General features: G+C 69.3%; 10 protein-coding genes. 8 read left to right on the top strand and 2 right to left on the bottom strand.

Annotated elements, in window-relative coordinates; all coding sequences use genetic code 11:
* Positions 1 to 86: 86 nt before the first annotated feature.
* From IMT31_RS02635 to IMT31_RS02610, 6 genes are all read left to right on the top strand, one after another.
* Entirely contained in the window at positions 87 to 938 is an 852-nt protein-coding gene (locus tag IMT31_RS02635; protein ID WP_413543660.1) for a MarR family winged helix-turn-helix transcriptional regulator, read from the top strand.
* Between the two features lie 118 nt (positions 939 to 1,056).
* Positions 1,057 to 1,443, top strand: a complete 387-nt coding sequence (gene gcvH / locus IMT31_RS02630; protein WP_413543659.1) for a glycine cleavage system protein GcvH — start codon at positions 1,057 to 1,059, stop codon at positions 1,441 to 1,443.
* A gap of 67 nt (positions 1,444 to 1,510) precedes the next feature.
* Entirely contained in the window at positions 1,511 to 1,972 is a 462-nt protein-coding gene (locus tag IMT31_RS02625; RefSeq protein ID WP_345356341.1) for an FHA domain-containing protein, read from the top strand.
* Between the two features lie 138 nt (positions 1,973 to 2,110).
* On the top strand, positions 2,111 to 2,797 hold the full coding sequence (locus tag IMT31_RS02620) for a MerR family transcriptional regulator (protein WP_413544359.1): 687 nt from the start codon (positions 2,111 to 2,113) through the stop codon (positions 2,795 to 2,797).
* 10 nt (positions 2,798 to 2,807) lie between these two features.
* The gene (locus IMT31_RS02615; protein WP_345356344.1) at positions 2,808 to 3,371 is read left to right on the top strand and encodes a bifunctional nuclease family protein; all 564 of its coding nucleotides are present in this window, start codon (positions 2,808 to 2,810) and stop codon (positions 3,369 to 3,371) included.
* A 233-nt stretch (positions 3,372 to 3,604) separates the two neighbouring features.
* The gene (locus IMT31_RS02610; protein WP_309810394.1) at positions 3,605 to 4,207 is read left to right on the top strand and encodes a MerR family transcriptional regulator; all 603 of its coding nucleotides are present in this window, start codon (positions 3,605 to 3,607) and stop codon (positions 4,205 to 4,207) included.
* A gap of 13 nt (positions 4,208 to 4,220) precedes the next feature.
* Here the strand turns inward: IMT31_RS02610 and IMT31_RS02605 are convergent, their stop codons facing one another.
* Positions 4,221 to 5,057, bottom strand: a complete 837-nt coding sequence (locus tag IMT31_RS02605) for a ParA family protein (protein ID WP_345356352.1) — start codon at positions 5,055 to 5,057, stop codon at positions 4,221 to 4,223.
* Positions 5,058 to 5,318: 261 nt separating this feature from the next.
* Here IMT31_RS02605 and IMT31_RS02600 point away from each other — a divergent pair, with 261 nt between their 5' ends.
* Positions 5,319 to 8,762, top strand: coding sequence for a pyruvate carboxylase (locus IMT31_RS02600; RefSeq protein ID WP_413544358.1), 3,444 nt, complete (start codon positions 5,319 to 5,321; stop codon positions 8,760 to 8,762).
* A 42-nt stretch (positions 8,763 to 8,804) separates the two neighbouring features.
* Complete coding sequence (locus IMT31_RS02595; protein WP_413543658.1) at positions 8,805 to 10,226, top strand: mycothione reductase; 1,422 nt, start codon at positions 8,805 to 8,807, stop codon at positions 10,224 to 10,226.
* A gap of 34 nt (positions 10,227 to 10,260) precedes the next feature.
* Here IMT31_RS02595 and IMT31_RS02590 read toward each other — a convergent pair whose 3' ends face one another.
* Entirely contained in the window at positions 10,261 to 12,078 is a 1,818-nt protein-coding gene (locus IMT31_RS02590) for an AMP-dependent synthetase/ligase (RefSeq protein ID WP_413543657.1), read from the bottom strand.
* Positions 12,079 to 12,200: the final 122 nt, after the last annotated feature.

Raw genomic sequence — 12,200 nt, 5'->3', positions numbered from 1 at the left:
GAGCCTACAGCACGCTGGTGATCAAGACCACAGTATGGTGGTCCGTGTACTGAGTACCAACGGGGAACAGTGGGAAGGGGGCAGTCATGGTGGCAGGGGACGGGATCGAGTTGGTCGGACACGTGCTGCGAAGGTGCCAACAGCTGCACCATGCCGTGTGGGCCGAGGAGGTCGGTGGCATCCTGACCTCGCCCCAGTACTCCGTGGTGCACTCCGTGGCGGCGGCGGAGGCTGAGGGTGCCGGTCCGTTGGACCAGCACTCCCTCGGAGTGGCCGCTGGGCTGGATCGGACCACGGTGGCCGGGGTGATCCGGCGACTTGAGGAGCAGGGCTGGCTGCGGCGGGAGCGTGACCCACGGGATGCCCGCCGCCGGGTCGTCACCCTCCCCGCCCCCTCCCGTGTGGCCGTGGCCGGAATGGCACCGGCGGTGCTGGCTGTCCAGGAACGGATCCTGGCCCCCCTGTCGGACGAGGAGCGTCAGTGGATCACGGACCGGCTGGCCCGGCTCGCCCCCGCCGGGGCCGCCGTGCAGGACCGCCGTCCCGGCCACCTGATCCGGCTGGCCCAGCAGTGGCATACGGCACTCTGGGCGGAGGAGCTCGGCACCCTCATCACCGGCCCCCAGTACGCGGCGCTCAGCGTCCTCGCCGGACAGGGGCCGGCCCCCCAGTCCGTCCTGGCCGAACTCGCTGCGCTGGACCGCTCCAGCGCCTCTGCGGTGCTCCGCCGGCTCGAGGGACGCGGTTGGGCCGGGAGGCAGCCGGATCCGGGGGACCGCCGGTCCCGGCTGGTCTCGTTGACGGAAGCGGGCCGGGCCCTGCTGACGTCTGTCGCCGGAGGCGTCGATCGCGTCCAGCGGCGCATTCTGGAGCCGGTGCCGCCGGCGGATCGGCGCCGGACCGTGGAGGTGCTGGCCGTCGTCGCGCAGGGGGACTGACAGGGGGATTGAGGGGATGGGTGGGACGTTGGCGCCATGCGGCGCACGCCAGTAGTCTCAAGGGTGTACCGCGAGGCCTGTCCGGGGCCGGACCATTCACCTGTGATCTGGAGGAACCATGAGCAACATTCCCGAAGGGCTTCGCTACAGCGCCGAGCACGAGTGGGTGTCCGGTCCGAACGCCGACGGCGTCGTCCGCATCGGCATCACCGATTTCGCCCAGGACGCCCTGGGAGACGTGGTCTATGTGGACCTTCCCGAGGTCGGTGCTGAGATCGCCGCCGAGTCCACCGTGGGTGAGGTCGAGTCCACCAAGTCCGTCAGTGACCTGTACGCGCCCGTGAGCGGCACCGTCAAGGCCCGCAATGAGGGCCTCGAGGCCGATCCCGCCCAGGTCAACTCGGACCCCTACGGTGCGGGTTGGCTCCTGGACGTGACCCTCGCCGACCCCGCCCAGGTGCAGGGATTGCTCGATGCGGACGCCTACCGCCAGCAGGTAGGCTAGTCAGGTCACGAAAACACCACGGTCCGCGGGTCCGCCGCGATCGGCCGTACTCATCCTCGGAGGAGCTATGTCACAGGACTGGACCCCAGCACCGGACGGCCGGAACGCGGGGACCGAACCGGAGGCGCAGACCACCAGCCTCGGCCTGCCCGATCTGGGTGGCTCGCCCGACCGCTCGCTGGAGGCGGAGGACCGGGCGGCCATCAACGCCCTCCCCGTGGGATCCGCCCTGCTGGTGGCCCATGCGGGCCCCAATCAGGGGGCCCGGTTCCTGTTGGACCAGGACTCCACCTCCGCCGGCCGCCACCCGAACGCGGACATCTTCCTCGACGATGTGACGGTCTCCCGGAAGCACGCGGAGTTCCGCCGCTCCGGTGGCGGATTCGTGATCGTCGACTCCGGGTCGTTGAACGGCACCTACGTCAACCACGACCGGGTGGACTCGGTGGCCCTGCGCTCCGGAATGGAAGTGCAGATCGGCAAGTTCCGTCTCACGTTCTACGCCGGCACTCAGCGACCTGCCGTCTGATCGGGACTGCGGGCACCATCCCGCCGAAGAAGACGACCGCTCCCGAACAGAAGGCCGAGGACCCTCGTGACCGCAGCAGCTTCCCGCCGCTCCCTTTCCGCCACCCCGGCCGCCTCGGGAGGCGGGCACCGCGCCGTCATGAACATCGGCGAGGTCCTGGCCGAGCTCAAGGAGCACTTCCCCCAGATCAGCGCCTCGAAGATCCGATTCCTCGAGGAGAAGGGCCTGGTCACGCCCCGCCGCACGGCCGCGGGCTACCGGAAGTACACGGACGCGGACGTGGACCGTCTCCGCTTCATCCTCGCCCTGCAGCGGGACCAGTACCTTCCGCTGAAGGTCATCAAGGACTATCTGGATGCAGTGGACCGCGGAGAGCATCCGGAGTCGCTGCCGGGTGGGCTCACCCTGACGCCGCGCTCGGTCTCGGATCAGCTGGCTCAGGAGCTGGCCGGTCACACCCGGCCGCTCACACGGGCCGAACTGCAAGGGATCTCGGGTGCCGGGTCCGGGCTGCTCGAGTCCCTGGAGCAGTACGGCATGATCTCGGCCGATGAGAACGGCCGCTATTCGGAGCACTGCCTGAAGGCCGTCCGGTCCGCTGTGATCCTGGCGGATCACGGCCTGGAACCGCGGCACCTGCGCCCCTTCCGGGCGGCGGCGGACCGTGAGTTGGGTCTGATCGAACAGGCCACCGCGCCGCTGGCCACGCGCAGGGATTCGGCGGCAGGGGCCCGCCGGGCCGAGGCCGCACGGGAGCTCAGTGAGGCGTGCCTCGGACTGCACAGCGCCCTCGTGGCCGCAGCGGTGGCGGACCTGGACACGTGAGGATGTGGCCATGAACCTGCCGGACATCGAGATGACAGTGCTCGGCGTCCGCGTCGAACTGCCCGGGAACCAGCCCTTGGTGCTGCTGCAGGATCCGGGAACGGGGACCCTGGTACCCATCTGGATCGGCGCCCCCGAGGCCAGTGCCATCGCCCTGTGGCAGCAGGGCATCGCCGCACCGCGTCCCATGACCCATGATCTCCTCGTGGAGGTCATCTCGGCCGCCGGCACCACGGTGGAGGCGGCGCGCATCAGCTCGGTCGAGGAAGCCGTCTTCCATGCCGAGCTGGTCCTGGGCAACGGCGCGCGGGTGGACGCTCGCGCCTCGGACGCCATCGCCTGTGCCCTGCGGGCCGAGGCGCCGGTGCTGTGCGCGGCCGAGGTCCTGGAGGCCGCAGGGCTTGACCCGGATCAGGCCCAGGACGTGGACGAGGAGCCGGAGGACGGCGTCGACGAGTCCGTCGCGGGGGTCGGCGGGGCGGCCGAGCGGGATGCCGAACTGAACCGGTTCCGCGAGTTCCTGGACACCGTGGATCCAGAGGACTTCGCCGACGGCGGCCCCAGCCAGTCCTGAACCGGCCCCGGACCGGGCCTGCGTGAGACGACACGCGAGCGACGAAAGGCGGCCGGGTCTTTGACCCCGGACCCGGACCGGCATACCGTCAGGAGCAGAGGTTCCACATTGCCTATCGGTCCATTCGCACCGATCGGCGGTCTGGTGCCGGGCCGATGCCCGGTGCTACCCGCCGATCCGGGCCGCCGGGCACCTTCCTTCCCCAGTGTGGAGCCATGACCAGGAGGGTTCCAGTGAGTCCGAAGGGCGAGGCCGGGCAGTCCCCGGACGTGCATCACGTGTCATCCCCGCGCACCCCTGCGCAGGGCATGCTGTTCACCGAGGATCTGCCGGTGCTGGACGAGGGCGCGGGCTACCGCGGCCCCACCGCCTGCAAGGCCGCCGGCATCACCTACCGCCAGCTGGACTACTGGGCACGGACCGCACTGGTGGTGCCCACCGTCCGAGGCGCCAAGGGCTCCGGCACCCAGCGCCTCTACTCCTTCCGAGACATCCTCGTCCTCAAGGTCGTCAAGCGCCTGCTGGACACCGGGGTCTCGCTGCAGCAGATTCGCTCCGCGGTGGAGCACCTGCGGGAGCGTGGCGTGGACGACCTGGCCCAGATCACCCTCATGAGCGACGGCGCCTCCGTCTACGAGTGCACCTCAGCGGACGAGGTCATCGACCTGGTCCAGGGCGGCCAGGGGGTCTTCGGGATCGCCGTGGGCCGTGTGTGGCGCGAGGTCGAGGGTTCCCTGGCCGAGCTTCCCTCCGAACAGCTGCAGGCCGAAGCGCCAGAGGACTTCCCCGGCGACGAACTCTCCGAACGCCGCGCCCGCCGCAAGTCGGCCTCCTAGGGCGTCCCGCAGTTCAGTGGCGGCGCTGACTGCGCCGACCCTGAGGTCGGTGCAGGGCCGAGAGCAATTCCTCGAAGAGTTGGGCGGACTGGGCGGCAGTCTCCCCGGGCCAGGCGTGGACCGGCCATGCGGCCCCCTGGATCTGTTGCCAATTCCCCTGCTCGGGGATGGCCACCGGGAGCAGTCGATCACCGTACATGCGCTCCATCTCACCGAGCCGGAACTGGTGTTCCGTGCTGGAGGGGCGGACGCGATTGGCGACCACTCCCGTGGAACGGACCCCCTGGGCGTACTCGGAGCGGAACAGGTCCAGAGCCCGGAGAGAACGCTCGGTGCCTGCCACGGAGAACAGGCTGGGCTCGGCGACCAGCAAGACGTCCGTTGAGGCCGCCCACGCCATCCGGGTGACCCCGTTGAGGGCAGGGGGGCAATCGATCAGCACCAGGGCATACCGGGTGACGGACTCCAGCAGCGTGGCGAGGCGTCTCAGTTCCCGCGTCCGGGTGGTGGGGCGTTCGTAGAGGGACGTCCGGGAGGAGCCGCGCACCACGTCCAGGATCTTGGAGCTGCCAGCGGCGCCTGACTCGGCGGCCCCGGCCGTGAGGTCCGGCCAGCCGGACGGGATCACGTGGTCGGCCAGGGTGATGCGTCGGGGCCGTTCGAGGAGCGTGCCGATGTCGTCCGAGTTCTGCCCCTGTTTGACTCCGAGGCCGGTGGTGGCGTCCGCATGCGGATCCATGTCCACCACCAGCGTCGGGATTCCCTGCGCTCGGGCGGCCGAGGCCAGTCCGAGGGTGACCGAGGTCTTGCCGACTCCGCCCTTGAGGCTGGAGATGGAGATGATCTGCACGGTGGGGGAGTCCTGACTGTGGTGGGGTGGGCTGGGATCGGGCCCCCGTCGCCGGGGGGCTGGTCTCGAGACCGGGCTCCAGTCTAGTGCCGTTCCGTCATGTGACGGCGGTCATAGGTTGAGGCTCCGCGGTGTGCGAAACTAGCGCGTGACGTGAGCCACAACGGGGTGGTTTACCGGAGCGCAACCAGCGCCAGATCGTGGACCGGCGGATCCGCCGGTCATCAAGGAGGTCCTATGTCCGTTCGGACGACCGATGGCATGTTCAGCAAAGTCCTCGTGGCCAATCGTGGCGAGATTGCCGTGCGTGCCTTCCGAGCCTGCTACGAGCTCGGTGCCCGCACCGTGGCTGTCTTCCCCTATGAGGACAGGAACTCGATCCACCGTCAGAAGGCTGACGAGGCCTACCGTATCGGCGAGGAGGGCCACCCGATCCGCGCCTACCTCGATGTGGACGAGATCATCCGGGTGGCTCGTGAGTCGGGTTGCGACGCCATCTACCCGGGCTACGGTTTCCTCTCGGAGAACCCTGACCTGGCACGGGCCTGCGAGCAGGCCGGCATCACCTTCGTCGGTCCGCCGACGGACGTCCTCGACCTGACCGGCAACAAGGTCCAGGCACTGAGGGCCGCCAAGGCCGCGGGCATCCCGACCCTGGCCTCGTCCGATCCGAGCGCGGATGTGGAGTGGCTCCTCGAGCAGGCCCGGGGCATCGGCTTCCCGATCTTCGTCAAGGCGGTGGCCGGTGGTGGCGGCCGCGGGATGCGACGGGTGGAGACGGCCGCCGAGCTGGAGGACGCCCTCAACGCCGCGATGCGTGAGGCCGAGACGGCCTTCGGTGACCCCACGGTCTTCCTGGAACAGGCAGTCCTGCGTCCACGGCACATCGAGGTCCAGGTGCTGGCGGACTCCACGGGGGAGACCGTGCACCTGTTCGAGCGAGACTGCTCCATGCAGCGGCGGCACCAGAAAGTCATCGAGATCGCGCCGGCCCCGAACCTGGACGACTCGATCCGTGAGTCCCTGTACGCCGATGCGGTGAAGTTCGCCCGGGCCATGAACTACGTCAACGCGGGCACGGTGGAGTTCCTCGTGGACACCGCCGGTGAGCGGGCCGGACAGCACGTGTTCATCGAGATGAATCCTCGCATCCAGGTGGAGCACACCGTCACGGAGGAGATCACTGATGTGGACCTCGTGGCCTCCCAGCTGCGCATCGCCGCCGGCCACAGCCTGGACGCGCTCGGTATCCACCAGGAGGACCTGCACATCCGCGGTGCCGCCATGCAGTGCCGGATCACCACCGAGGACCCGGCCAACGGCTTCCGGCCGGACACGGGCGCCATCACCGCGTACCGTTCGGCCGGCGGCTCCGGCGTCCGACTGGACGGTGGCACCATCTACACGGGGGCCGAGATCAGCCCCCACTTCGACTCGATGTTGGTCAAGCTCACGTGCCGCGGCCGGGACTACCCCACGGCGGTGCGCCGCACTCGGCGCGCCCTGGCCGAGTTCCGCGTGCGCGGTGTCTCCACCAACATCCCGTTCCTCATGAACGTACTGGATGACCCGAGCTTCATCGCCGGAGACGTGGCCACCGACTTCATCGACACCCACCCGGAACTGGCCCAGGTCAACCGCAGCCGGAACCGTGGGTCCAAGGCGCTGCAGTACCTGGCGGATGTCACCGTCAACCAGCCGTACGGGCCTCGAGTGGACGGGATCGACCCCCGGGACAAGCTACCGCGTTTCCCCGGGGACAAGACCGAGGAGCCGGACCGCAGCCCCTTCGACGGCCCCTCGGCCAGCCAGCCGCCGGCCGGATGGCGGCAGATCCTGCTGCAGAAGGGCCCGGAGGGCTTCGCCGCTGAACTGCGTTCCCGGACTGAGCTGGCCGTGACGGACACGACGTTCCGCGACGCCCATCAGTCCCTGCTGGCCACCCGGGTCCGGACCCGGGACCTGTTGGCGGCGGCACCCGCCCTCGCCCACACCCTGCCGGGGCTGTTCTCCGTGGAGGCTTGGGGAGGGGCGACGTACGACGTGGCGCTGCGCTTCCTGGCCGAGGACCCGTGGGCCCGGTTGCGCCTGCTGAGGGATGAGCTGCCGAACATCCCGCTGCAGATGCTCCTGCGTGGCCGCAACACCGTGGGCTACACGCCGTACCCCGTGGAGGTGACCAACGCCTTCGTCCAGGAGGCCGCGTCCACCGGGGTGGACATCTTCCGCATCTTCGACGCCCTCAACGACGTCCGGCAGATCACTCCCGCCATCGAGGCGGTCCGGGCCACCGGCACCGCCGTGGCCGAGGCGGCCCTGTGCTACACCGGCAACCTGCTGGACCCGGACGAGAAGCTGTACACGCTCGACTACTACGTGAACCTGGCCCGGCAGATGGTTGACGCCGGCGCCCATATCCTGGCCATCAAGGACATGGCGGGTCTGCTGCGACCACAGGCTGCGCGAGAGCTGGTCGGGGCGCTGCGCAGCGAGTTCGACCTCCCGGTGCACCTGCACACCCATGACACGGCCGGCGGTCAGCTGGCGACCCTGCTGGCAGCGGCTGACGCCGGGGTGGACGCCGTGGACACCGCGGTGGCCTCCATGGCCGGCACCACGAGCCAGGTGCCGATGTCAGCCCTCGTGGCCGCCCTGGAGCACGGCGAGCGGGACACGGGCCTGCGGCTGGACCGGGCGGCCGGCCTCGAGCCGTACTGGGAGACCGTTCGGGAGATCTACCGGCCCTTCGAGTCCGGTCTCTCCGCACCGACCGGCCGCGTCTACCGCCATGAGATTCCCGGTGGCCAGCTCTCCAACCTGCGTCAGCAGGCGATAGCCCTGGGGCTGGGCGAACGGTTCGAACAGATCGAGACGATGTACGAGGCCGCCAACGCCATGCTCGGCAACATCGTCAAGGTCACGCCGAGCTCCAAGGTGGTGGGCGACCTGGCCCTGCAGCTGGTGGGCATGGACGTGGACCCGCAGGCCTTCGCGGAGAACCCGCAGGAGTTCGACGTCCCCGATTCCGTCATCGGCTTCCTCTCCGGTGAACTGGGAGACCCGCCCGGCGGCTGGCCCGAGCCGTTCCGCGGCCGTGCTCTGCAGAACCGGGGCCAGCGCCGCCCGGAAGCTGAACTGTCAGCCGAGGACCGCGCGTCGTTGTCCACCCCCGGTGTCGAGCGGCAGTCCACGCTCAATCGCCTCCTCTTCCCCGGCCCCACCCGGGAGTTCGAGGAGAACCGGGCCGAGTTCGGAGACACCTCCGTGCTGCACACCCGTGACTGGCTGTACGGCATGGTCGCCGGACAGGAGCATGTGATCTCCCTCGGCAAGGGCGTCCGACTCCTGGCCACACTCCAGGCGATCGGGGAGCCGGACGCCAAGGGCGTGCGCCCCGTCATGGTCACCCTCAACGGCCAGGCCCGCCAGATCACGGTGCGGGACCGCTCCGTGGAGTCCACGGTCCGTGCCGCCGAGAAGGCTGACCCGGCCGTCCAGGGCCAGGTGGCCGCGCCCTTCGCGGGGGCCGTCACGGTGACGGTCGCGGAGGGAGCCGCAGTGGAGGCCGGCGGAACCATCGCCACCATCGAGGCCATGAAGATGGAGGCGGCCATCACCACCCCGGTCGGCGGGACGGTGTCCCGAGTGGTGCTGTCCGGCACCACTCCCGTGGAGGGCGGGGACCTGTTGCTCGTCGTCGAGTGACCTCAGCACGGGATCAGTGCCCGTGGGCCGTAGTCTGGGCCCATGGGCACTGAAACCTTCGATCTGATCATCCTCGGCTCAGGATCCGGAAACTCCCTGGTCACCCCGTATTGGGATGATCGGAGAGTCGCGATCGTGGACTCCGGCCTCTTCGGGGGGACCTGTCTGAACCGGGGTTGCATCCCCACGAAGATGTTCGCGTACCCGGCCGCGCTCTCGGCCGTCCCGGCGGAGGCCGCGCGCCTGGGCGTGGACCTGGGATTCGGCGGAGCGGACTGGCCCGAGATCCGCGATCGGATCTTCTACCGGATCGACGCGATCTCCGCCGGGGGGCTCCACTACCGGGACGTCGAACTCGAACACACCACCGTCATCCCGGAGGAGGCCCGCTTCACCGGCGCGCATCAGCTCACCACCTCGGGCGGCCGGGTGCTGGAGGCCGAGGAGATCGTGGTGGCCGCGGGATCCCGACCGGTGCTTCCGGAGGTGCCCGGCATCCACCGGCCGCAGGTGCACACCTCGGACACCATCATGCGTGTCCCAAGGCTGCCGGAGAAGCTCGTGGTGCTCGGCGGCGGATTCATCGCCGCCGAGTTCGCCTCGATCTTCTCGGGTCTGGGCTCCTCTGTGGTCCAGGTGAACCGCTCTCCCAAGCTGCTGCGCCATCATGACGAGACCATCTCGGCACGCTTCACCGAACTGGCCGCTCAGCAGTGGGACCTCCGGACCGGTTGGACCCTGTCTCGGATCGAGGACGGCCGGGGCGGATGGGTCTCCGTCCATCTCGACGGCCCGGCGGGGGCCACGCAACAGATCGACGCAGATGCGGTGCTGATCGCGCACGGCAGGGTCCCGAACACCGATCGGCTGGATGCCTCGGCGGCTGGGCTGGATGTGCAGGACGACGGACGCCTGAGCGTGGACGAGTACCAGCGGCTGCTCTCCGGCGGTCAGCCGGTCGCGGGGCTGTGGGCTCTGGGGGACATCTCCAGTCCCCACCAGCTCAAGCACGTGGCCAACCACGATCAGCGGATCGTGGCCCACAACCTCGAGCACCCGAATGACCTGCGGGCCAACACCCTCGGGCCGGTGCCTGCGGCCGTGTTCTCCCGTCCCCAGATCGCCGCCGCCGGGCTGACAGAGGAGCAGGCCGCCGCCGAGTACGGCCGCGACCGGATCAGTGTCAAGGTGCAGGACTACGGTGATGTCGCCTACGGCTGGGCCATGGAGGACACCACCGGGATCTGCAAGCTGATCGCCGACCGCCAGACCGGGCAGCTGCTCGGAGCACACCTGATGGGACACGAGGCGCCGAACCTGATCCAGTCCCTCGTGCAGGCCATGAGCTTCGGGGTGGATGCCCATTCCATGGCCCGCGGCCAGTACTGGATCCACCCCGCCCTGAGCGAGGTCGTGGAGAATGCCCTGCTCGGACTGGACGTCCCGGACTCCGGGTGGCTGTAACCAGCCGGAGTCCGGGACGTCCGCCGTCCGCGGGCTAGGCCGGCTTGGGCTGGGAGTAGATCTCCTCGACCAGGGGTTCGAAGTCCTTCAGCACCACGTTCCTCTTGAGCTTGAGGGACGGGGTCAACTGCCCGGACTCGATGGTGAAGTCCACCGGGACGATCCGGAACGAGCGGATGGACTCTGCCTTGGACACCGAGCCGTTGGCTCGGTCGATGGCCTTCTGGACGTGGTCCACCACGGTCTGGTGCGTGGTCAGTTCCTCGGCCGGGGTGTCTGCCGGCAGTCCCTGTTGTTTCATCCAGCCCGGGAGCACCTCGGAGTCGAGGGTGACGAGGGCGGAGATGAAGGGGCGGCCGTCACCGACCACCACGCATTGGGACACCAGCGCGTCGGCACGGATCTGGTCCTCCAGCTGGGCCGGAATCACGTTCTTGCCGCCGGCGGTGACGATGATCTCCTTCTTGCGCCCAGTGATCGTGAGGTAGCCCTCCTCGTCCAGTGAGCCGATGTCCCCGGTGTGGAACCAGCCGTCGACGATCTCCTTCTCGGTCACGTCCGGGCGGTTGTGGTAGCCCCGCATCAAGCAGACCCCGCGGGCGAGGATCTCGCCGTCGTCCGCGATGCGGATGCCGTTGCCCGGGATCGGCTTGCCCACCGTGCCGATCTTGACCTCCCCGGGCCGTCCCACGGTGACCGGGGCGGTGGTCTCCGTGAGTCCGTAGCCCTCCATGATGTTCAGTCCGATACCGGTGAAGTAGTGGGCCAGTCGGCTACCCAGCGGGCCGCCGCCGGATACCGCGTGCTCCACGCGACCGCCCATGGCATCTCGGATCTTGCCGTAGAGCAGCTTGCCGAACAGGGCGTGCTTGGCACGCAGCGCGAGGGGGACCCTGCCCTCGGCGCGGGCCTTGGAGTAGTCGATGGCCGTCTGGGTTCCGGCGGCGAAGATCTTGCCCTTGCCGCCGGCCTCGGCCTTCATCTTGGCCGAGTTGTAGACCTTCTCGAAGACGCGGGGAACGGCCAGCAGGAAGGTGGGGCGGAAGGACTGCAGGTCTGGGACCAGCTGCTTGATGTCGGAGGTGTGCCCCACCTTGGCGCCGGCGGCCACGGCCAGCACCGAGATGAAGCGGGCGAAGACGTGGGCCAGCGGGATGAACATCACGGTGCTGCTGTCCGGGCGCACGATGTCCCCCAGGCCGGAGCCCAGGGTCTGCAGGCTCAGTTCGGCGAAGTTCCCGTGGCTCAGCTCGCAGCCCTTGGGCTTGCCGGTGGTGCCGGAGGTGTAGATGATCGTGGCCAGGTCCGGCAGGTTCGCAGCGGTCCGGCGGGATTCCATCTGGGCCTCATCCGGGCCCTGGGCGGCCAGGGCCCGCAACTCGTCCAGCCCGTCCTCCTCCATGAGCCAGCCGCCGGTCAGCGGTTCCAGCTGCTCCTGGCGGATGGCCGTGTCCACCACGCCACGGTGGCGGGCGGACTCGCACACCACGGCCCGGACGTCGGCATCGGACACGATCCAGGCCACCTGGCTGGGGGAGGACGTCTCATAGATCGGCACGGTCACGGCCCCGGCGTACCAGATGGCGAAGTCCATCAGCGTCCACTCGTAGCGTGTGGGGGACATGATGCCGACGCGGTCGCCCGCCTGGAGCCCGGCGGCGGCGAGGCCGCGGGCCAGGGTTCGGACGTCCTCGTGGAACGCAGAGGAGGTCACATCGGTCCACTGGCCGGGAGCCGTCTGGCGGGCGAACAGTGGACGTTGGGGGGCCGTGAGCACCTGCTGTTCGAGCAGGTCGGTGATGTTCGTCTCCCGGGGGACCTCCACCATGGGAGGGGTAATGTATTCCTTCAACGTGCGCTCCTGGTGCTAGACGGTGCCGGCTCTTCGCCCCCGTGGGGCCCTGCGTGCCGACCAGTTCGAGGCGAGGATGCCCGGGTCTTTCGACCTTACAGGACCAGCCCGGGCAGGGTGTG

Source organism: Citricoccus nitrophenolicus (assembly GCF_047305825.1).
Taxonomy (GTDB): Bacteria; Actinomycetota; Actinomycetes; order Actinomycetales; family Micrococcaceae; genus Citricoccus; species Citricoccus nitrophenolicus.
The sequence above is the reverse complement of the archived record's forward strand: the minus strand, read 5'-3'. Positions and strand labels throughout refer to the sequence as shown.

Bases quoted from the DNA above. Each gene is read 5' to 3' on its own strand.
- IMT31_RS02620 (WP_413544359.1), top strand. From the start codon at position 2,111: ATGAACATCGGCGAGGTCCTGGCCGAGCTCAAGGAGCACTTCCCCCAG.
- IMT31_RS02595 (WP_413543658.1), top strand. From the start codon at position 8,805: ATGGGCACTGAAACCTTCGATCTGATCATCCTCGGCTCAGGATCCGGA.
- IMT31_RS02635 (WP_413543660.1), top strand. From the start codon at position 87: ATGGTGGCAGGGGACGGGATCGAGTTGGTCGGACACGTGCTGCGAAGG.
- IMT31_RS02625 (WP_345356341.1), top strand. From the start codon at position 1,511: ATGTCACAGGACTGGACCCCAGCACCGGACGGCCGGAACGCGGGGACC.
- IMT31_RS02615 (WP_345356344.1), top strand. From the start codon at position 2,808: ATGAACCTGCCGGACATCGAGATGACAGTGCTCGGCGTCCGCGTCGAA.
- gcvH (WP_413543659.1), top strand. From the start codon at position 1,057: ATGAGCAACATTCCCGAAGGGCTTCGCTACAGCGCCGAGCACGAGTGG.
- IMT31_RS02600 (WP_413544358.1), top strand. From the start codon at position 5,319: ATGTTCAGCAAAGTCCTCGTGGCCAATCGTGGCGAGATTGCCGTGCGT.